3 protein-coding genes are annotated in these 23,895 nt (G+C 73.4%); all 3 read left to right on the forward strand.

The genetic code is table 11. The features are described 5' to 3' along the window. Positions 1 to 8,018 (forward strand): type I polyketide synthase (locus KBX34_RS07460; protein WP_210924070.1); only part of this gene is annotated, 8,018 nt, incomplete at its 5' end. Between the two features lie 82 nt (positions 8,019 to 8,100). Then, positions 8,101 to 14,478 (forward strand): type I polyketide synthase, encoded by a 6,378-nt coding sequence (locus tag KBX34_RS07465; RefSeq protein WP_374223667.1) that lies wholly within the window; start codon positions 8,101 to 8,103, stop codon positions 14,476 to 14,478. Positions 14,479 to 14,511: 33 nt separating this feature from the next. Further along, positions 14,512 to 23,889 carry a type I polyketide synthase gene (locus KBX34_RS07470; protein ID WP_210924074.1) on the forward strand — a complete coding sequence of 3,126 codons (9,378 nt, stop codon included), beginning with the start codon at positions 14,512 to 14,514 and terminating at the stop codon, positions 23,887 to 23,889. The last annotated feature ends 6 nt before the right edge of the window (positions 23,890 to 23,895 follow it).

The raw sequence follows: 23,895 nt of genomic DNA on the forward strand, positions 1-23,895 counted from the left end.
CGCAGGTCGACTGGTCGGCCGGTGCGGTGCGGTTGCTCACCGAGACCCGCCCCTGGCACCCGCAGACCGACCGGCGACGGCGCGCGGGCGTGTCCTCATTCGGGTTCTCCGGCACCAACGCCCACCTGATTCTGGAAGAACCCCCGACCACCGAACCCACTGACCGCCCGACCACTCAGGCGGGCCCGATCCCGTGGCTCATCTCCGCCCGCAGCGACGACGCCCTGCGCGCACAGGCAACCCGACTCACCGACCACCTCGACCGACGCCCCACGGCCAACCCCGTCGACGTCGGTCACACCCTCGCGACGCACCGCGCCGCACTGCCGTACCGGGCTGTGTCGCTCGGCGCCGACCACCGCGCCGCCCTCGACGCGCTCGCGGCCGGCACCTCGACGGCCGGCCTGGTCGTCGGCGAGGTCTCCGACGGCAAGCTCGCGTTCGTCTTCTCCGGTCAGGGATCACAGCGACCCGGCATGGGCCTGGAACTGGCCGAGACCTACCCGGTCTTCGCCGAGGCATTCGACGCGGCCTGCGCCGAACTCGACATCCACCTGGACCGCCCGCTGCGCGACGTGATCACCGACGGCGTCGAGCTCGACCAGACCCTCTACACCCAGACGGCGCTGTTCGCCTACGAGGTCGCCCTCTACCGCCTGGTCGAGTCGTTCGGGGTCACCCCGGACCACCTGGTGGGGCACTCGATCGGTGAGATCGCCGCCGCGCACGTCGCCGGGGTGCTGTCCCTCGCCGACGCGACGACGTTGGTCGCGGCCCGAGGACGCCTGATGCAGGAGCTGCCGGCCGGTGGTGTCATGGTCGCCGTACGGGCCACCGAGGCCGAGGTGCTGCCACTGCTGACCGAGGGCGTGGACATCGCCGCGATCAACGGACCCCGCTCGGTGGTGCTGTCCGGGGTGGAAGGCGAGGTCGCCGCGGTTGCCGCCCACTTCGAGAAGTCCAAGCGGCTGCGGGTCAGCCACGCCTTCCACTCCTTGCTGATGGAGCCGATGCTGGGCGCCTTCGCCCAGGTGGCCGGCGGACTGACCTACCACCCGCCGCGCATCCCGGTCGTCTCCAACATCACCGGACAGGTCGCGACGGCGCAGGACGCGGACTACTGGGTGCGGCACGTCCGCGAGGCGGTGCGCTTCGCCGACGGCATTGCGACGCTGGAGGCCGACGGCGTCACCACCTTCCTCGAAATCGGCCCGGACGGCGTACTCGCCGCCATGGGAGCGGACTGCGTGACCGGGGCGGTGCTCGTCCCCCTTCAGCGCGCGACCCCCGACCAGGTGCTGACCTTCCTCACCGGCCTGGCCCGAGCCTTCGTTCGCGGTGTCCCGGTGGACTGGGCGCAGTGCTACCCCGGCGGTCGCCTCATCGACCTGCCCACCTACGCCTTCCGGCACCGCGACTACTGGCCGAGCGCCACCCTGGCCGACGTCTTCTCCGGCGTCGACGGCGGGGCATCCGGCGCCAGCGTGCACGACGACGACTTCTGGGCAGCCGTCCAGGACGGCGACCTGGACCGGCTCGGCATCACCGTGGACAGCGCCGGTGATCTGCTCCCGGCCCTGGTCGAGTGGCACCGCAAGCGCCAGGACGGCCACCTCCTCGACGACCGGCGCTACCGCGTCGAGTGGCGCTCGGCGACCGGGGACGCAGCGGCAGCCCTGACCGGCTCCTGGCTGGTCATCGGCCCCACCGGCACCGGCGCGGGCATCACCACCACCCTGGCGGGCGCCGGAGCGGACGTCATCAGCGTCGAACTGGCCCCGACCGCCGACCGGGCTGTCATCGCCGCCGTCCTCAACGACCTGCCGGAGGACCTGACCGGCGTCGTCTCACTCTTCGCCCTGGAGACCGGGCTCACCGACCCGGCCGAACTCACCCTCGCCCTGGTGCAGGAACTGGTGCGGGCTGGCGTTGTCGCTCCGCTGTGGGTGGTGACCACCGGCGGTGCACCCGTGGGCCGCGCCGACGCCGTCACCCCGGAAGCGTCGGCGGTCTGGGGTGTGGGTCGCGTGGTGGGTCTGGAGATGCCGCATCTGTGGGGTGGTCTGGTCGATGTCCCCGCCGGCTGGGATACGCGGGTGGGTGCCCGACTGGTGCGGGTGTTGGCCGGTGGCTTTGGTGCCGAGGATCAGGTGGCGGTGCGGTCCTCGGGTGTGTACGTGCGGCGGTTGGTCCGTTCGGCCGCCGTGACCGGTGAGCAGCCGGGGTGGACGCCCTCGGGCACGGTCCTGGTGACCGGTGGCACGGGCTCGCTGGGTGGTCGGGTCGCGGTCTGGGCCGCCGAGCAGGGTGCCGAGCACCTCGTGCTGGTGTCGCGGCGAGGTCCGCAGGCTGCCGGCGCGGCGGACGTCGTCGCCGCCGTCGAGGCGGCCGGAGCGCGTGCCACGGTCGCCGCCTGTGACATGGCCGATCGGGACGCGGTCGCCGCGCTGTTGCAGAACCTGGACACACCGGTGCGAGCCGTGGTGCACGCCGCAGGTGTGGAGCGGACGGCGTTGCTGACGGAACTCACGCCCCAGGTGTGGGACGAGGTGGTCAGTGGGAAGGTCGCGGGTGCGGTTCATCTGGATGAGCTGCTGGGTGATGACCTGGACGCGTTCGTGGTGTTCTCGTCGATCTCCGGTATTTGGGGTTCGGGTGGTCAGGGTGCCTATGCGGCGGCGAATGCGTTCCTGGACGGTCTGATCGCGGCGCGTCGGGCTCGTGGTGTGGTGGGTACGGCGCTGTCCTGGGGTCCGTGGGCTGGCGGCGGGATGGTCGCCGCGGCCGGCGATGACGTGCAGTTGCGTCGTCGGGGGTTGCCGCCGATGCCGGCGGAGTTGGCGATGGCCGCGTTCGCGCAGGTGGTGGGCTCGGGGGAGCGGGCGGTCACGATCGCCGACGTCGAGTGGGAGCGGTTCGGCGCGTCGTTCACCTCGGCCCGGTCGCGTCCGTTGCTCGATGAGGTGTACACCCCGGTCGAGGACGTGACCGCAGCGCAGAGCACCTTCCTCGACGGGCTCAGTGCCACCGAACGCGCGAAGCGACTCCTCGACGTGGTCCGCACCGAGGCGGCCGCGGTCCTCGGGTTGGGTGGCGTCGCCGACATCGGCACCGACCGACCCTTCCGCGAACTCGGCTTCGACTCACTCACCGCGGTGGAGTTGCGGAATCGGTTGGTCACCACGACCGGTCTGCAGTTGCCGTCCAGCGTCGTCTTCGACTACCCGAACGCCGCAACGCTCGCCGGCCACCTGGCCGCCCTGCTCGGCTCCGACGACGGTGCCACCGCGGAAACGCGGGTGACGGCCGCCGCCAACGAACCGATCGCCATCGTCGGCATGGCCTGCCGCTACCCCGGTGGGGTCGGTTCGCCGGAGGACCTGTGGCGACTGGTCGACACCGGCACCGATGCCGTTTCGAGTCTGCCCGCCGACCGAGGCTGGGACCTGGACGCCCTCTACGACGCCGACCCCGACGCCCGCGGCACCTCGTACGCCGCAGCCGGCGGCTTCCTCGACGGCGTGGCCGACTTCGACGCCCGGTTCTTCGGCATCTCGCCCCGCGAGGCGCTCGCCATGGACCCGCAGCAGCGCCTGCTGCTGGAGACGTCCTGGGAGGCGGTGGAGCGGGCCGGCATCGACCCGGTCGCCCTGCGCGGCACCCACACCGGCGTCTTCACCGGCACCAACAGCCACGACTACCCGACCCTGCTGATGGCGGCGCCGGACGCCGTGGAGGGCTACCTGGCCACCGGCAACGCCGCAAGCGTCATCTCCGGCCGGGTGTCCTACGCGCTGGGTCTGGAAGGGCCGTCCGTCTCCGTGGACACCGCCTGCTCGTCGTCGCTCGTCGCGTTGCACCTGGCCGCGCAGGCACTGCGGTCCGGTGAGTGCGATCTCGCCCTCGCCGGCGGCGCGATCGTGATGGCCACACCGGGCACGTTCACCGAGTTCTCCCGCCAGCGTGGCCTCGCCGCCGACGGCCGGTGCAAGTCGTTCGCCGCGGGCGCCGACGGCACCGGCTGGGCCGAGGGCGTGGGCGTCCTGCTGGTGGAACGCCTCTCCGACGCCCGACGCAACGGCCACCAGGTCCTCGCCCTGGTCCGCGGCAGCGCAATCAACCAGGACGGCGCCTCCAACGGCCTGACCGCCCCGAACGGCCCCGCGCAACAACGGGTGATCCGGGCGGCTCTCGCCGCCGCCGACCTCACGACCGCCGACGTCGACGCGGTGGAGGCACACGGCACCGGCACCGTGCTCGGCGACCCGATCGAGGCACAGGCGCTGCTCGCCACCTACGGCCAGGACCGCCCGAAGGACCAGCCGCTCTGGCTCGGCTCGATCAAGTCGAACATCGGCCACTCGCAGGCCGCCGCTGGCGTCGCCGGGATCATCAAGATGGTCGAGGCGATGCGACACGAGACCCTCCCGCGAACCCTGCACGTGGACGAGCCGACCCCGCACGTGGACTGGTCCGCCGGCTCGGTGGAACTCCTCACCGAAGCGCGACCGTGGCCGGCCGTCGACCACCCGCGCCGCGCCGCCATCTCCTCGTTCGGCATGTCCGGCACCAACGCTCACGTGATCATCGAGGAGCCACCTGCCGTCGACGCCGCTCCGCCGGCCCGGCACCGGCCGCAGGCGGGCATCGTGCCGTGGACGCTCTCCGCACGCAGCCCCGGCGCGCTGCGCGACCAGGCCGCGCGCCTGCTGACCTGGGTCACCGGCGGGGAGCAGCCGGACGTGATCGACGTCGGGCACTCGCTGGCCACCACCCGCGCGGCGCTGACCGAACGCCTGGTGGTTCTCGGCCCCCAGCACGGCGACGCCCTGGCGGCGGCAGCGGCCGGTAAGCCGGCCGCCGGCCTGGTGACCGGCGAGATCTCCGACGGCAAGCTGGCTTTCGTCTTCTCCGGTCAGGGTTCGCAGCGGCCCGGCATGGGCCTGGACCTGGTCGAGGCCTTCCCGGTGTACGCGGACGCGTTCGACGCGGCCTGCGCCGAGCTGGACCTCCACCTCGACCGGCCGATCCGCGACGTGATCGCCGACGACGCGGAGGCCCTGGATCAGACGGTCCACACGCAGGCGGCGCTGTTCGCGGTCGAGGTGGCGTTGTTCCGCCTGGTCGAGTCGTTCGGTGTCACCCCGGATTACCTGGTGGGGCATTCGATCGGTGAGATCGCCGCCGCGCACGTTTCCGGGGTGCTGTCCCTGGCCGACGCGGCGAAGCTGGTCGCCGCCCGAGGCCGCCTGATGCAGGCCCTGCCGTCCGCTGGCGTGATGGTGGCGGTTCGCGCCACCGAGGCCGAGGTGCTGCCGCTGCTGACCGACGGGGTATCGGTCGCGGCGATCAACGGTCCCCGCTCGGTTGTGCTGTCCGGCACGGAGGACGAGGTGTCCGCTGTCGCCGCCCACTTCGAGAAGTCCAAGCGTCTGCGGGTCAGTCACGCGTTCCACTCGGTGCTGATGGAGCCGATGCTCGCCGACTTCGCACAGGTCGCCGAAGCGTTGACCTACGCGCAGCCCCGGATCCCGGTGGTGTCCAACGTGACCGGGCAGATCGCCGGGATGCAGGACGCCGGCTACTGGGTGCGGCACGTGCGGGAGGCCGTCCGGTTCGCCGACGGCATCGCCACCCTGGAGGGCCTGGGGGTCAGCACCTTTGTGGAGATCGGCCCCGACGGGGTCCTGTCCGCCATGGGCGCTGACTGCGTCACCGACGCGGTGTTCGTACCCGTGCAACGCTCTGACCGTGACCAACCGACCGCCCTGCTCACCGCCCTGGCCCAGGTCTTCGTGCGCGGCGTCGCGGTCGACTGGACCCGGTGCTACCCCGGCGCGCGGCGCGTCGACCTGCCCACCTACGCCTTCCAGCACGAGCGCTACTGGCCGGACACCGTGCGGCCCACCGCCCGCGGCGAGCACCCCACCGACGCCCGCTTCTGGGACGCCGTCGAACGCGCCGACCTCGACCTGATCGCCGGTGACCTCGACAATGCGGCCCGCGAGGCGCTCGACGCCGCCCTGCCGGTCCTCTCCACCTGGCGGCAGCGCAGCAGGCAGCACGACACCGTCCGCAACTGGCGCTACCGGGTCACCTGGAAGCCGTTCACCTCCGGGGCGACACCCGCCCTCACCGGCACCTGGCTGCTGGTGTCGCCAACCGACGACACGCGATGGGTGCGCACCGCCCTGGAGGAGCACGGCGCGCACGTCATCACCACGACCGTCGACGACACCCTCGCCGATCGGGGCGTGCTCACCGACCAGCTCTGGCAGATCGTCTCGGAGACCCCCGACCTGGCCGGTGTCGTCTCCCTCCAGGCCCTCGGCGACGACGGCACCGACCCCGCACTGTCGACGTTGCGCCTGCTGCAGGCGCTCGGCGACAGCGGCGGTGCGGGCGCCCCACTCTGGTGCCTGACCCGGGGTGCGGTCACCGTCGACCGCACCGACCCGCTGCGGCGGCCGTCGCAGGCGACCGTCTGGGGCTTCGGCCGGGCCGTCGCCCTCGACCACCCACGGCGTTGGGGAGGGCTCGTCGACCTGCCCGAGCAGATCGAGGAGCGTACCGCCGGGGACCTGGTCGCGATCCTCGCCGCCGGCGGCGAGGACCAGGTGGCCATCCGCCGCACCGGTACGCACGGACGCCGCCTCGTGCGGGTCACCTCCGACGCCGACGGCACCTCCTGGCAGCCGACCGGCACCGTCCTGATCACCGGCGGCACCGGCGGTCTCGGCGCGCACGTCGCCCGCTGGGCCGCCCGGTCCGGCGCGGAACACCTGGTCCTGACCAGCCGGCGCGGAACGGCGGCGCCCGGCGCCGCGGAACTCTCCGCCGAACTGCAGAGCCTCGGCGCCCGGGTGACCATCGCGGCGGTCGACGTCACCGACCGGTCCACGGTCGCCGACCTGCTCCTCGAAGTACACGCCGATCCCACCCCGCTGCGGGCCGTCGTGCACGCGGCCGGCGTCGACCACCCCACCTCGCTGGACGACTGCACCGCCGAGGAGTTCGCGGCGGTCACCCGCGTGAAGGTGGACGGCGCGACGCACCTCGACGAGCTGCTCGCCGGCCACGACCTCGACGCGTTCGTGTTGTTCTCCTCGATCGCCGGGATCTGGGGCAGCGGCGGTCAGAGCGGCTACGCGGCGGCCAACTCCTACCTGGACGCTCTCGCCGAGCACCGGCGCGCCACCGGGCTCCCGGCCACCGCGGTCTCCTGGGGGCCCTGGGCCGGGGCGGGCATGGCCGACGACCCCGCGGTCGAGGACCGCCTGCGCCGACGCGGACTGCTGCCACTCGACCCGGAGGCGGCGATCGCGGCCCTGGCCCGGGTGGTCGGCGGCACCGACGCCACCACCACTGTCGCCGACGTCGACTGGGCGAAGTTCACCCCGGCGTACACCATGGCCCGGCACAGCAGCCTGCTCGCCGACCTGCCGGAGGCCCGCGACGCCCTGGCCGGGGCGGAGGGCGACGGCCCGCAGGCGGGCACCGACACGGTGACGGCACTGCGCGACCACCTCACGGCCCTGGGCGAGCAGGACCGGGAGAAGCACCTGCTGGAACTGGTACGCACGGCGGCGGCGACAGTGCTCGGCCACTCCTCGGCGGACAGCATCCCGCCGACCCGGGCGTTCCGGGAACTCGGCTTCGACTCGCTCGCCGCCGTCGAGGTCCGCAACCACCTGGGCCGGGAAACCGGCCTCAAACTGCCCGCCACGCTGGTCTTCGACCGGCCCACCGCGACCGTGCTCGCGCGGTACCTCAAGAACGAACTCCTGCCCGACACCGCGACGATCCTGCCCACCGCGGCCGAACTCGACCGGCTCGAACTGGCGCTGACCAGCCGCGACGGCGACGACAGCGGCCGAGCCCGCATCGTCCTGCGCCTGCAGAGCCTGCTGGCGAAGCTGAACACCGGCGGGGCCGAGACCGACGGCGTCCCGGACGCCCTCGCCGACGCCTCCGACGACGAGTTGTTTGACCTGGTCGACAACGACCTCGGTCTGTAACGCCGGACATCCTGCCCCGCCGGCCCGATCAAGGAGCGTTCTGATGGCGGACGAACTACGCCTGCGCGAATCCCTCAAAAAGGTGATCAACGAACTGCAGCGCACCCGCGACCAGGTGCGCGACCTCGAAGCCGCGGACCGCGAGCCGATCGCGATCGTCGGGATGGCCTGCCGCTACCCGGGCGGGATCAGCACCCCGGCGGACCTCTGGCGGATCGTCGCCGACGGCGCCGACGTGGTCTCGGGGCTGCCCGACGACCGTGGCTGGGACCTGGCCGCCCTGGCCGGCGACCCGGACGACCGTGGCTCGTCGCACACCGCGCAGGGCGGCTTCGTCGACGCCGTCGCCGACTTCGACGCCGCGTTCTTCGGGATCAGCCCTCGCGAGGCCCTGGCGATGGACCCGCAGCAGCGGCTCCTGCTGGAGGTGTCGTGGGAGGCCATCGAGCGGGCCGGCATCGACCCGGCGTCGCTGTCCGGGTCGCGGACCGGTGTGTTCGCGGGCACCAACTCACACGACTACTCGACGCTGCTGATGGGCGCCGCCGACGACGGCCTCGACGGTTACCTGGCCACCGGCAACGCGGCCAGCGTCGCGTCCGGGCGGGTCGCCTACACGCTGGGCCTGGAAGGGCCGGCGGTCACCGTCGACACGGCCTGCTCGTCGTCGCTGGTGGCACTGCACCTGGCCGCACAGGCACTGCGACGTGGTGAGTGCACCCTCGCGCTGGCCGGCGGCGCGGTCGTGATGGCCACCCCCGGCACGTTCGTCGAGTTCTCCCGCCAGGGCGGCCTCGCCGGTGACGGCCGGTGCAAGGCGTTCGCCGCCGCCGCCGACGGCACCGGCTGGGCCGAGGGCGCCGGCATGCTGCTGGTGGAGCGACTCTCCGACGCGGTCCGCAACGGGCACCGGGTGCTCGCCGTGGTCCGGGGCACCGCGGTCAACCAGGACGGCGCCTCGAACGGACTGACCGCGCCCAACGGGCCCGCTCAGGAACGGGTGATCCTCCAGGCGCTCGCCGCCGCCGGGCTCTCCGCGGCCGACGTGGACATGGTGGAGGCGCACGGCACCGGCACCACCCTCGGTGACCCGATCGAGGCGCAGGCGCTGCTGGCGACCTACGGTCAGGAGCGGGCCGCCGACCAGCCGCTGTGGCTCGGCTCGATCAAGTCGAACATGGGTCACGCGCAGGCCGCCGCCGGTGTCGCCGGCATCATCAAGGTCGTCCACGCCATGCGGCACGAGACGATGCCCCGCACCCTGCACGTCGACGAGCCGACGCCCGACGTGGACTGGTCGGCGGGCGCGGTGGAGCTGCTCGTGGACGCGCGGCCGTGGCCGGCGGGGGAGCGCCCGCGCCGGGCCGGGGTGTCGTCGTTCGGCATGTCCGGCACCAACGCCCACGTGATCATCGAGGAGCCGCCCGCCGCGCCGACTGTCGCACCGGTAGAGGTGACGGGGTCGGTTGCGCCGTGGCTGCTGTCGGGGCGTACGGCAGCGGCGGTCGCTGATCAGGCCGCGCGGTTGTCGACAGTGGCGGCGGACGCGTCGTCGGTGGCGTACTCGTTGCTGTCGTCCCGGTCGGTGTTCGATCACCGGGCGGTGGTGCTGGGTCCGGACGTTGCCGGTGGCGTGCAGGCGCTGGCGGATGGTGTCCCGTCGGGCTCGGTGGTTTCCGGCGCGGCGGCTCCCGACTCCGGTGTGGTGTTCGTCTTCCCGGGTCAGGGTTCGCAGTGGGTGGGCATGGCCGTGGGGTTGTTGGATGCGGAGCCGGTGTTCGCGGCTCGGATTGCGGAGTGCGCGGCGGCGTTGGATCCGTTCGTGGACTGGAATCTGTTGGAGGTGTTGCGCTCCGACGATCCGTTGGAGCGGGTGGATGTGGTGCAGCCGGTGTTGTGGGCGGTGCACGTGTCTCTGGCGGAGGTGTGGCGGGCCAGGGGTGTGATGCCGGATGCGGTGATCGGTCATTCGCAGGGGGAGATCGCTGCGGCTTGTGTGGCCGGGGTGCTGTCGCTCAGTGACGCGGCGAGGGTCGTGGCGTTGCGTAGCCAAGCGCTGCTCGCGTTGTCGGGCACTGGTGGGATGGTGTCGGTCAACGCCGGCCTGGACGTGGTCACCCCGTTGTTGACCGAGGGTGTGAGCGTCGCGGTGGTCAACGGTCCGACCAGCGTCGCCGTCGCGGGTGCGGACCTGGATGCGTTCCTGGCGGCTGCGGAGGCGGCCGGGGTGCGGGCGAAGCGGGTGAAGGTGGATTACGCCTCGCACTGCGCTCTGGTCGAGCCGGTGGAGGCGGAGCTGGCCCGTGTCCTGGACGGGGTGCAACCGCTGGCCGGCGCGGTGCCCGTGTTCTCCACGGTGGAGGACGGCGGTCAGATGGACGCTGGCTACTGGTATCGGAACCTGCGTCAGCCGGTGCGCCTCGACCTGGCCGTCGAGGCGGCGCAGGCGGCCGGGCACCGGATCTTCATCGAGGTCTCCGCGCACCCGGTGTTGACCGGTGCGATCGCCGACACCGCCGAGGTGGCCACGGTGGGCACGTTGCGTCGTGGTGAGGGCGGGCCCGAGCAGCTGCTCCGGTCGCTGGCCGAGGCGTGGGTGCGCGGCGCACCCGTCGACTGGCACACCGTCATCCAGGCAGCCCCCGTCGTGGAAATGCCCACGTACGCCTTCCAGCACCAGCGCTACTGGCCGCGCCCCAGCACCCGGCCGCACGGCGACGCCTCGGCCTTCGGCCTGGCCCCCGTCACCCACCCGGTCCTCGGCGCGGCCCTCGGACTCGCCGGGGCCGACGGCACGATCTTCGCCGGGCGGCTCTCCCTCACCACGCACCCGTGGCTCGCCGACCACCGCGTCTCCGGCCGCCTGGTGGTCCCCGGCACCGCCCTGCTCGACCTGGCCATCCGGATCGGCGACCAGCTCGGCTGCGCGATCGTCGCCGACCTCACCCTGGAACGGCCGCTGATCGTGCCCGACCAGGCCGGTCTGGCACTACAGGCGGTGGTCGACGCCGCCGGGGACGGGCCGGACCGCACGTTCACCCTCTACGCTCGGCCGGACACCGCCGACGCCGAACAGCAGTGGACCCGGCACGCGACAGGTCTGCTCAGCACCACCCGACCGGAAGCCCCGGAGCCTCTCCCGGTCTGGCCGCCCGCCGGCGCGCAGCCCGTGCCGGTGGACAGCTTCTACCCCGACCTGGAAGCCCGTGGCTACGGCTACGGACCGGCGTTCCAGGGACTGCGGGCGATCTGGCGCTCCGACGACGACGTGTACGCCGAGGTCGCGCTGCCCCGGGGGACCGACGCCGACGCGTACGGGCTGCACCCCGCGCTGCTCGACGCGGCACTGCACCCGATCGGCCTGGCCCTCGGACCGGCCGGCCCGGAACAGGGCGGGCTGCTGCCGTTCTCCTGGACCGACGTGGACCTGTTCGCGACCGGCGCGGAGGTGCTGCGCGTCCGGCTGCGTCCGCTGGGCGCCGACACCGTCTCGGTGCTCGCCGCCGACCAGACCGGGAGCCCGGTCCTGTCGATCGCCTCGCTCGTGCTGCGCCCGATCGCCGCAGGCGCCCTGGAAGCGGCCGACGACCCGGCCCGGGACTCTTTGTTCCGTCTCGACTGGACCCCGCTGACCCTTCCCGCCGACAGTGCTCCGGCCCTCGTCGCGATCCTCGGCGCCGACGAGATCGGCGTGTCCGCTGCCCTCGCGGAGGCCGGGCACGACGTCGTGGCGTACGCCGATGTCGCCGACGACGCGAGCCGGCGCCCCGACCTGGTCATCGCGCCCCGCGGCCCGGGCGGCATCGCGGGTGCCGTCGCCACGGCCGCGACCAGCGCGACGCACTCCTTCCTCGCCCTGTTGCAGGACTGGCTCGCCGGCCCGGACGCCCGGCTCGTGGTGGTGACCCGCCATGCCGTGTCGACCGGCCCCGAGGACCCGATCGAGGACCTGGTGCACGCTCCCCTGTGGGGTCTGGTCCGCGCCGCGCAGGCGGAGAACCCGGACCGGCTCCAACTTGCCGACGTGGACGGCGATGCCGCCTCGGCGGCCGCGCTGGTCACCGCGACCGGCACCGGGGAACCGCAGGTCGCGCTGCGGGGTGGCACCGCGCACGCGCTGCGCCTGGCCCGCGCCGCGACCACCTCGGCCCTGGTCCTGCCGGACGGCGACGAGCCGTGGCGCCTCGACGTACGCGAGCGGGGCACCTTCGACAACCTGGAGCTGCTGCCCTGCCCGGAGATCGGCTGGGACCTGCCGGACGGTCACGTGCGCGTCCGCATCCACGCCAGTGGCCTGAACTTCCGGGACGTGGTGCTGACCCTCGGCATGGTTCCCGACCAGCAGGTGCTCGGCAACGAGGCGGCCGGTGAGATCGTCGAGGTGGGGCCGGGTGTGAGCGGCTACGCCGTCGGCGACCGGGTGATGGGCCTCTTCTCCGGCTCGATGGCACCGATCGGCGTCACCGACCACCGGATGATCGCCAAGGTCCCCGACGACTGGTCGTACCCGGTCGCCGCCACCGTGCCGGTCGCGTTCCTCACCGCCTACTACGGCCTGGTCGACGCCGGCCACCTGCGCGCCGGGCAGTCGGTGCTGGTGCACGCCGCGACCGGCGGCGTCGGAATGGCCGCCGTCCAACTCGCCCGGCACTTCGGCGCCGACGTGTTCGGCACCGCCAGCCCCGGCAAGTGGGACGTGCTGCGCGCCAACGGCTTCGCCGACGACCGGATCGCCTCGTCGCGCAGCCTCGACTTCGAGCAGCGCATCCTCGCGGCAACCGACGGTCGCGGCGTCGACGTGGTCCTCGACTCCCTGGCCGGTGAGTTCATCGACGCGTCGCTGCGGCTGCTGCCCCGCGGCGGCCGGTTCGTCGAGATGGGCAAGACCGACATCCGCAACGCCGACACCGTGGCCGCCGAGCACCCCGGCGTCGGCTACCAGGCGTTCGACCTCATCGAGGCCGGCGGCGAGCGGATCCGCGAGATCTGGACCGACCTGATCGCACTCTTCGCGGCCGGGCACCTGCGCCCGATGCCGCTGCGCACCTGGGACCTGCGTCGCGCGCCGGAGGCGTTCCGCTTCCTCAGCCAGGCCCGGCACATCGGCAAGATCGCCCTCACCCTGCCACCCCGGCCGAACCCCGAGGGCACCGTGCTGATCACCGGCGGCACCGGCACGCTCGGCGCGCTGATGGCCCGGCACTTCGCCCGACAGGGCCGCCGGCACCTGCTGCTCACCAGCCGGCGCGGTCCGCAGGCTCCCGGCGCCGCCGAGCTGTGCGCGGAACTCGCCGAGCTGGGTGCCCAGGCCCAGGTCGTCGCCTGCGACACCGCTGACCGGGAAGCTCTGGCCGGGCTGCTCGCCGGCATTCCGGTGGAGCACCCGCTCAGCACTGTGGTGCACGCGGCCGGCGTCCTCGCCGACGGTGTGGTCGGCTCGCTGACACCGGAGCGCCTGGACGAGGTGATGCGGCCCAAGGTGGACGCCGCCTGGCATCTGCACGAGCTGACCCGCTCGGCGCCGGTCGCCGAGTTCGTCCTCTTCTCCGCCGGCGCCGGCACGTTCGGCGGCGCCGGGCAGGCCAACTACGCGGCGGCGAACACGTTCCTCGACGCCCTCGCCCAGCACCGGCGCGACCAGGGACTACCCGCGGTGGCGCTGGCCTGGGGCCTGTGGGCCGACGCCAGTGGAATGACCGGTCACCTGGACGCGACCGACCACGCCCGGATGGCCCGCGGTGGGATGGCCCCGCTCACCGCCGGGCAGGGGCTCGCCCTGCTGGACGCGGCACTACGGCACGACGAGGCGATCCTGGTCCCGGCGAACATCGACACCGGGATCCTGCGCGGGCAGGGCGGCGCGGTGGCGCCACTGCTGCGTGGCCTGGTGCGGGCCCCGGCCCGCCGGGCAGCGGCCGCCGCCGCCGAGACCGGCGACGACCTGGGTCGGCGGCTGGCCGGGCTGGGCGCGGCGGACCAGCAGCGGATCCTGCTCGATCTGGTACGCGGGCACGCCACAGTGGTCCTCGGCCGCCCCGCCTCGGAGCCGATCGAAGCCACCCGCGCCTTCAAGGAACTCGGCTTCGACTCGCTGACCGCCGTCGAGCTGCGTAACCGGCTCAACGGCGCGACCGGGCTGCGGCTGCCCGCCACGCTCGTCTTCGACTACCCGAACGCCCAGGCGCTCGCCGAGCACCTGGGCAAGGAACTCACCACCGGCGCCGAGCCGGACGGCAACGCCGTGCACGTCGCGTTCGACCGGCTGACCGGCGCCATCTCGGCGCTGGACGCCGAGGCGCTGGCCGGCACCGGCATCACGGCCCGGCTGCGGGAACTTCTCGCCGCCGTGGAACCGGCCTCGGTCGTGCCCGCCGCGGCGACGTCCGACGACGCCGACCTCGACAGCGCCTCCGCCGAGGACATCTTCGACCTGATCGACAACGAACTCGAATTCCCGTGATCCACCACTTCCGTCCTAGGGGAGGGCCGAACGATGGCCGATGAGCAGCAGCTTCTCGACTACCTCAAGAAGGTCACCGCTGATCTGCGGCGCACCAAGCGTCAGCTGCAGGCCGTCGAGTCACGCGACCAGGAGCCCATCGCGATCGTCGCGATGAGCTGCCGCTTCCCGGGCGGTGTGAACAGCCCGGAACAGCTGTGGCGGATGCTCGCCGACGGCCGGGACGGCATCACCGAGTTCCCCGCCGACCGGGGATGGAACGTGGAGGAGCTCTACGACCCCGACCCGGAGCACCGCGGCACCACGTACACCAGGCATGGCGGGTTCATCGACGACGTCGGCGAGTTCGACGCCGCGTTCTTCGGGATCTCGCCGCGCGAGGCGCTCACCATGGACCCGCAGCAGCGACTGCTGCTCGAGTCGGCGTGGGAGACCTTCGAACGCGCCGGGATCGACCCGCTGTCGCTGCGCGGCACCAGCACCGGTGTCTACGCGGGCGTCACCATGCAGGACTACAGCGCCCGGGTGCTGATGAGCGCGCCGGACGCCATCGAGGGGCAGTTGCTCACCGGCAGCTCGACCAGCGTGGTGTCCGGGCGGATCGCGTACTCCCTCGGCCTGGAGGGGCCGGCCGTCACGATCGACACCGCCTGCTCGTCGTCGCTGGTCGCCGTGCACCTGGCCGCCCAGGCGCTGCGCCGCGACGAGTGTTCCCTGGCCCTCGCCGGTGGCGTCGCGATCATGTCGACGCCGACCCCGTTCGTGGAGTTCAGCCGGCAGCGTGGCCTGGCCCGCGACGGCCGCTGCAAGCCCTTCGCCGCGTCCGCCGACGGCACCGGCTGGGCCGAGGGCGTCGGCCTGGTGCTGCTGGAGAAGCTCTCCGACGCGCAGCGCCGGGGCCACCCGGTCATCGCTGTGGTCCGCGGCAGCGCCCTCAACCAGGACGGCGCGTCCAACGGTCTCACCGCCCCGAACGGCCCCGCCCAGCAGCGCATGATCCGTCAGGCGCTCGCCGACGCGAAGCTGACCGCAGCGCAGGTCGACGTGGTCGAGACCCACGGCACCGGCACCACCCTCGGCGACCCGATCGAGGCACAGGCCCTGATCGCCACCTACGGCAAGCAGCGCGCCGCCGAGCGGCCCCTGCTGATCGGATCGGTCAAGTCGAACATCGGCCACACCCAGGCCGCCGCCGGCATTGCCGGCATGATGAAGATGGCTTTGGCCATCCAGCACGGCGTGGTCCCGCCCACCCTGCACGTCGACGAGCCCACACCGCAGGTCGACTGGTCGGCGGGAACTGTCGCGTTGGCCACCGAACGCCTGCCGTGGCCGGACACCGGGCTGCCCCGGCGCGGTGGTGTGTCGGCCTTCGGGGTCAGCGGCACCAACGCGCACGTGATCCTGGAGGAGGCCCCCGCCCCGTCGTCGGAGCCGGTGACCCCGGCGCCGGCCGGAGCGGCCCTGCCCTGGGTGCTGTCCGGGCGTACCGAGGCGGCGTTGCGCGACCAGGCCAGCCGCCTCGCCACCCACCTGGACACCGCCGGACCCGTCGATCCGGCGGACGTCGGTTTCTCCCTGGCCACCACCCGTGCCGCCCTGGAACACCGGGCCGTGCTGGTCGGCCGCGACCTGGCGAGCCTGCGCCAGCGCCTCGACGCGCTCGCCGACCAGGGGCCGGACACCGCGGACGCGTACGCCTCCCGGGGTGAGGCGACCGGCGCGGTGCTGGTCTTCCCCGGCCAGGGCTCCCAGTGGGTGGGGATGGCCGCCGAGCTGATGGAGACCGCGCCGGTGTTCGCCGCGCGGATCGAGCAGTGCGCCGCGGCTCTGCGGCCGCACACCGAGTGGTCCCTGCTCGACGTGCTGCGCTCCACCGACCCGGCCGTGCTGAAGCCTGTCGACGTGGTGCAGCCCGCGCTCTGGGCGGTCATGGTCTCGCTCGCCGAGCTGTGGCGCTCGTACGGTGTCACCCCGGCCGCGGTCGTCGGCCACTCCCAGGGCGAGATCGCGGCCGCGGTCGTCGCCGGCGCACTGTCCCTGGAGGACGGCGCGAAGGTCGTCGCACTGCGCAGCCAGGCCCTGTCGGCGCTGTCCGGGCTCGGCGGCATGGTCTCGGTCGCGGCTCCCGCCGAGGCGGTGCGGCGACGGCTGGAGACCTACCCCGGTCGGATCAGCGTCGCCGCGGTCAACGGGCCGGCGTCGGTGGTCGTGGCCGGCGACGCGGACGCCCTGGACGAGCTGCTCGCCGAGTGCGAGCGCGACGGCGTACGAGCCCGGCGGATCAACGTGGACTACGCCTCGCACTCCGCCCACGTGGAGCGGATCCGCGACGCCGTGCTGGCCGCCCTGGAAGGGCTCACGCCCGGCCCGGCGGCCATCCCGTTCTACTCCACTGTCACCGGTGAGCCGCTGGACACCACGATGCTGGACGGCGACTACTGGTTCCGCAACCTGCGCCAGCAGGTCCTCTTCGCGCAGACCGTGGAACGCCTGCGCGCCGACGGGCACACCGTCTTCATCGAGTGCAGCCCGCACCCCGTCCTGACCGGCGGGCTCACCGAACTGCTCGGCGGCACTGACGACGACGCCGCCGCGGTCATCGGCAGTCTGCGCCGGGACGAGGGCGGCCTCGACCGTTTCACCCGGTCACTGGCCGAGGCCCACGTGCACGGCGTCCGACTGGACTGGCCGGCGGTGTTCCCCGGCGCGCGTACCGTCGCCCTGCCCACCTACCCGTTCCAGCACCAGCGCTTCTGGCTGGAGGTGGAGTTCGGCGCCGCCGACCCGAGCACCGGCACCGGCAGCGGCACCCCGGCCGAGGCCGGCTTCTGGGCGGCCGTGGACCGCGCCGACGTCGACGCGCTCACCGCCACCCTCGGGGTCGGAGGTGAGGTGGTCGAGCCGATCCTGCCCAGCCTCACCTCGTGGCACCGGGGCAGTCGCGACCAGGCGACCGTCGACTCCTGGCGGTACCACATCGCGTGGCGCCCGCACCCGGGAGGCGCCGACGGCGCCCCCGCCGGCACCTGGCTGGTCCTGGTGCCCGCCGGGCGGCGCGACGACGACCGGGTCACCGCGGCCCTCGACGCCCTCGGCCAGCACGCCGCCGGGGTCATCGCCGTCGAGGTCGACACCCGCACCGCCGACCGGGACTCGCTGGCCGACACCCTGCGCGGCGCGCAGCCCGGAGGCATCCTCTCCCTGCTCGCCCTGGACGAGCAACCGCTGCCGGACCACCCGGACGTGCCGGCCGGCTTCGCCGCCACTGTCGCGCTCACCCAGGCACTCGGGATCGCCGACCTCGGTGCGCCCCTGTGGTGCGCCACCTCGGGGGCGGTGTCGGTCGGTCGTACCGACCCGGTCACCAACCCGGCCCAGGCCCTGGTCTGGGGCTTCGGGCGGGTCGCCGCGCTGGAGCACCCGGACCGGTGGGGTGGGCTCGTCGACGTCCCGGCCGAACTGGACGACCGCACCCGACGACTGCTCGCCACAGTCGTCTCCGGCGCCACCGGCGAGGACCAGGTTGCACTGCGCAGCAGCGGCGTCTTCGGCCGCCGCCTGGTCCGCGCGCCGCTCGCCGAGACGACCCCGACCCGCCGCTGGAACCCCGAGGGCACCGTCCTGATCACCGGCGGCACCGGCGCGCTGGGTGGCCACATCGCCCGCTGGCTGGCCCGCTCCGGAGCCGGGCACCTGCTGCTGCTCAGCCGCCGTGGACCGGACGCGCCGGGCGCCGCCGACCTCGCCGCCGAACTCACCGGACTGGGCACCACGGTCTCCGTGGTGGCCTGCGACGCCGGCGACCGGGACGCGCTGGCCCGGGTCCTCGCGGACGTGCCGGCCGCGCACCCGTTGACCGCCGTCGTGCACACCGCCGCCGCCATCGACGACACCGTCGTCGACGCCCTCGACGTCGACCGGATGTCGCGTGCCCTGCACGCCAAGATGACCGCCGCGACAAACCTGGACGAGCTGACCCGTGAGCTGGACCTCGCCGTCTTCATGCTCTGCTCGTCGGTGGCCGGCACCCTCGCCAGCTCCGGCGTGGGCAACTACGCCCCGGCCAACGCCTACCTCGACGCGCTCGCCCAGCAGCGTCGCGCCACCGGCCGGCACGCCCTCTCGGTGGCCTGGGGCGCCTGGGACGGCGGCGGCCTCGCCGACGGCCGATTCGGCGACCTGCTCGACCGGCACGGGATGCCCGGCATGCAACCAGCGCTCGCCATCGAGGCGCTGCGCGGCGCGGTCGACCACGACGAGACGTACCTGACCATCGCCGACATCGCCTGGGAGCGGTACTTCGTCGCCTTCACCGCCACCCGGGCGGCCCCGCTGCTCGACGTGGTGCCCGAGGTGCGGGAACTGCTGTCGCGCGCCGCGACGACCGCGGCCGACGACCCGGCCGCGACACCCACCAACGGGTACGCCCGGCAGCTCGCCGGCCAGTCCGAGGCGGACCAGCGGCGCACGCTGCTCGACCTGGTCCGCGCCCAGGTGGCCGCGGTGCTCAGCTACCCGTCACCGGAGGCGGTCGAGCCGCGCCGCACCTTCCAGGAACTCGGCTTCGACTCGGTGACCGGCGTCGAGCTGCGCAACCGGCTGGCCCGCGCCACCGGCCTGCGCCTGCCGGCCACCATGGTCTTCGACCACCCGTCGCCGCACGCCCTCAGCGCCCGTCTGCGGGAACAGCTAGTGGACACCGACCCGGGACCAGCCACCCCGACCCCGACGACCCCGGTGGCGGTCGACGAGCCGATCGCCATCGTCGGCATGAGCTGCCGCTACCCGGGCGGCGTCGGCTCGCCGGAGGACCTGTGGCGGCTGGTCAGCGCGGACGGCGACGGCATGGGCGCGTTTCCTACGGATCGGGGCTGGGATTTAGGGGTGTTGTTCGATCCCGATCCCGACAACGCTGGGACCACATACACCCGGAATGGCGGGTTCCTCTACGACGTAGGTGAGTTCGATGCCGAATTCTTTGGTGTCAATCCGCGTGAGGCATTAGCGATGGATCCTCAGCAGCGGCTGTTGTTGGAAGCCTCGTGGGAGGCCGTCGAGCGCGCCGGAATCGACCCGGCGGCACTCGCCGGTTCGCGTACGGGCGTCTTCGCCGGCACCAACGGCTCCGACTATTCGGCCGTGCTGTTCGGCGCCTCCGAAGGCTTGGAGGGCTACCTGGCCACCGGCAACGCCGGCGCGGTCCTGTCCGGCCGGGTGTCCTACGTCCTGGGCCTGGAGGGCCCTGCGGTCACCGTCGACACGGCCTGCTCGTCGTCGCTGGTGGCGCTGCATCTCGCTGCGCAGGCCCTGCGCAGCGGCGAGTGCGATCTCGCCCTGGCCGGTGGTGTGACAGTGATGGCCACCCCGTCGTTGTTCGTCGGTTTCTCCCGTCAGCGGGGCCTGGCCGCCGACGGGCGCTGCAAGGCCTTCGCGGGTGCCGCCGACGGCACCGGATTCTCCGAGGGCGTCGGAATGCTTCTCGTGGAGAGGCTTTCCGACGCGCGCCGAAACGGTCACCGCGTACTCGCTGTGGTCCGCGGTTCCGCTGTCAATCAGGACGGTGCCTCGAATGGTCTGACCGCGCCGAACGGGCCCTCCCAACAACGCGTCATCCGGGCCGCTCTCGCCAATTCCGGATTGTCCGCCGCGGATGTCGACGTGGTCGAGGCGCACGGCACCGGCACCCGGCTCGGCGACCCGATCGAGGCCCAGGCGCTGCTCGCCACCTACGGTCAGGAACGTCCCGCCGACCAGCCGCTGTGGCTCGGGTCGGTCAAGTCGAACATCGGGCACACCCAGGCCGCCGCCGGTGTCGCCGGCATCATCAAGATGGTCGAGGCGCTGCGCCACGGGACCCTGCCGCGGACGTTGCACGTGGACGAGCCGACGCCGCAGGTGGACTGGTCCGACGGCGCGGTGGAGCTGCTCACCGAGGCGCGGCCGTGGAGTGCGGGCGAGCGCCCGCGTCGGGCCGGTGTCTCCTCGTTCGGCGTCTCCGGCACCAACGCCCACGTGATCATCGAGGAAGCGCCGACCGTGGACGCCGACGAGGTCACCGCGACGACGTCGGACGTGCCGTGGCTGCTGACCGGGCGCACCGCGAAGGCGATCGCCGACCAGGCCCAGCGGCTCGCCGCGCTGGACGCCGCACCCGGAGAGGTGGCCTACTCGCTGGCCGCGACCCGCTCGGCGTTCAGCCAGCGGGCCGTCGTGCTCGGCCCGGACCACGCGCCCGGTCTGGACGCCCTGGTCGACGGTCTGCCGTCGAGCACAGTCATCTCCGGGTCGACGTACCCCGACGCGGAGGTCGTCTTCGTCTTCCCCGGCCAGGGTTCACAGTGGATCGGCATGGCGGTGGGCCTGCTCGACGCCGAGCCGGTCTTCGCGGCCCGGATCGCCGAGTGCGCCGCGGCCCTGGACGCGTTCGTCGACTGGAACCTGCTCGACGTCCTGCGCTCCGACGACCCGCGGTGGCTGGAGCGGGTGGACGTCGTGCAGCCCGTCCTCTGGGCGGTCAACGTCGCCCTCGCCGACGTCTGGCGGGCCAGGGGTGTCGTACCGGACGCGGTGATCGGTCACTCGCAGGGTGAGATCGCGGCGGCCTGTGTCGCCGGGGTCCTCTCCCTCGGCGACGCCGCAAAGGTGGTCGCGCTGCGCAGCAGGGCGCTGCTGACGATCGCCGGCACGGGCGGCATGGTCTCGGTCAACGCCGGCCTGGACGTGGTCACCAGGTTGCTTCCCGACGGCGTGAGCGTCGCGGCCGTCAACGGCCCCACCAGCGTGGTCGTCGCCGGGGTTCCGGAAAGCCTCGACGTCTTCCTGGCCGTCGCGGAGGCAGCCGGCGTACGCGCCAGGCGGGTGAAGGTCGACTACGCCTCGCACTGCGCCCTGGTCGAGCCGGTCGAGGCCGAGCTGGCCCGACTGCTCGACGGTGTCACGCCGCTGGCCGGCGAGGTGCCGGTGTTCTCCTCCGTTCAGGACGGCGCCACGATGGACGCCGCCTACTGGTACCGCAACCTACGCCAGCCGGTGCGCCTGGACCTGGCCGTCGAGGCCGCGTACGCCGCCGGTCACCGGATCTTCATCGAGGTCAGCGCCCACCCGGTGCTCACCGGCGCGATCGCCGACACTGTGGACGCGGCCACGATCGGCACCCTGCGCCGCGACGCCGGTGGCACCGACCAGGTCGTACGGTCGCTGGCCGAGGCCTGGGTGCAGGGAGCCCCGGTTGACTGGAGCACCGTCATCCCGGCCACCCGGGTCGTCGACCTGCCCACCTACCCGTTCCAGCACCAGCGCTACTGGCCCTCTGGCGGAGGCGCGATGAGCGCCATCGACCCGGTGGACAGCGAGTTCTGGAAGGCCGTCGAGGACGGCGACCTCAGCCCACTGGGCATCACCGGCGACGGCGGCGACCTGCTGCCCGCACTCGCCACCTGGCGGCGCGCCCGCAGGGAGAGGGACACCACCGACACCTGGCGCCACACCGTCGGCTGGACCCCCATCCCGGACGCCGGCACACCGCCCCGGCTCGACGGCACCTGGCTGCTCGTCGTACCGGACACCACCGACCAGCACCGGATCGCCACCGACTGCGCCGCCGCCCTGCGCGAGCACGGCGCGGAGGTCCTGGAGATCGCACCCGCCACCACCGAGCGCGCCGAGCTGGCCAGTTTGCTCAACCGGCTCTCCGACATCGACATCCCGCTCGCCGGCGTCCTGTCGCTGCTCGCGCTCGACCAACGTCCGGATCGAGAGAACCCGCAGATCACCACCGGGACGACCGCCACGCTGACGCTGCTGCAGACGCTCGGCGACATCGGTTCCCCGGCGAAACTGTGGTGCGTCACCCGTGGGGCGGTTGCCGTCGCCCCCGGCGAGGACGTGCCGCATCCGGCCCAGGCGATGCTCTGGGGCCTTGGACCCGTACTCGAGGCCGAGGACCCGCAGCGCTTCGGCGGGCTGATCGATCTGCCCGACACTCTCGACCCGGTGGCCGGAACCCGGCTCGCCGTCACCCTTCGCGGCGAGCCGGGTTCAACCGGCGAGAACCAGGTGGCCATCCGGTCCGCGGGGGCGGTCGCCCGCCGCCTGCGACCGGCGCCGCTCAACGCCCCGGCACCGACGACCGGATGGGCACCGACCGGCACCACACTGATCACCGGTGGCACCGGCGCGATCGGCGCACACGTGGCCCGCTGGCTGGCCGGACGTGGCGCCGAGCACCTGGTGCTCACCAGCCGCCGGGGCCCGGACGCCCCCGGCGCCGGTGACCTGCGCACCGAGTTGGAACAGCTCGGCGCCCGGGTGACCATCGCCGCCTGCGACGTCGCCGACCGCGACGCGGTACGCGGACTGCTCGACGGCATCGACGACCTGACCGCCGTCTTCCACCTCGCGGGGACCCGCGACTCGGGCCTGCTGACCGGACTCACCGGTGCGCGTCTGGCCGCCGTCGCCGCCGGCCGGGCGACCGGCGCCCGTCACCTGCACGAGCTGACCCGCGATCACGACCTGACCGCGTTCGTGCTGTTCTCGGCGCTCGCCGGGACTCTCGGCAGCACCGGGCAGGGCGCGTACGCCGCCACGAACGCGTACCTCGACGCCCTGGCTGACCGGCGCACCGCCGCCGGCCTTCCCGCCACCTCGATCGCCTGGAGCGGATGGGCGCAGAGCGAGGCCACCGACGGCCCCGCGACCACCCCGCTGCCCACCCCGGCCGCCCTGACCGCGCTGGGTCAGGTCCTCGACCACGCCGACACCCGGATCGTGGTGGCCGACATCGCCTGGGACCGCTTCACCGAACAGCACCCGGCCGGCCCGCCGCGCCTGGTCAGCGACCTGCCTGCGGTGCGTGCCGCGGTGGCCGCCGGCACCGGCGACCCGTCGAGCGCGCCCTGGCTGCGCCGGATCGACGGTCTGGACCCGGCCGAGCGGGACGCCGTCCTGCTCGACCTGGTCCGCGCCCAGGCGGCCTCGGTGCTCGGCCACCCGGACAGCACGGCGGTCGAGCCGGACCGGGCGTTCAAGGAACTGGGCTTCGACTCGCTGACGGCGGTGCAGCTGCGCAACCAGATCAGCGTGGTGACCGGCGTCAAGCTCCCGGCGACGCTGGCCTTCGACCACCCCAACGCCCGGGCCCTCACCGCACACCTGGTGGGCCGGATCGTCGGTGACTCGGCTGCCGAGCTGCCGCTGTTGGCCGAGGTGGACCGGCTCGCCGGGCTGATCGCCGGGCGAACCCTCGACAAGGGCGCGCGGTCGCAGCTCACCGCGCGGCTCCAGACACTCCTGGCCGACCTGCACGGAACCACCGAACACAGCGGCGACACCGTCACCGAGAAGCTCCAGTCGGCCAGCGCCGACGAGATCTTCGACTTCATCGACACGCAACTTTCGGTGTCCTGACCGAAC

Source organism: Micromonospora sp. M61 (assembly GCF_018070245.1).
Lineage (GTDB): Bacteria > Actinomycetota > Actinomycetes > Mycobacteriales > Micromonosporaceae > Micromonospora > Micromonospora zamorensis.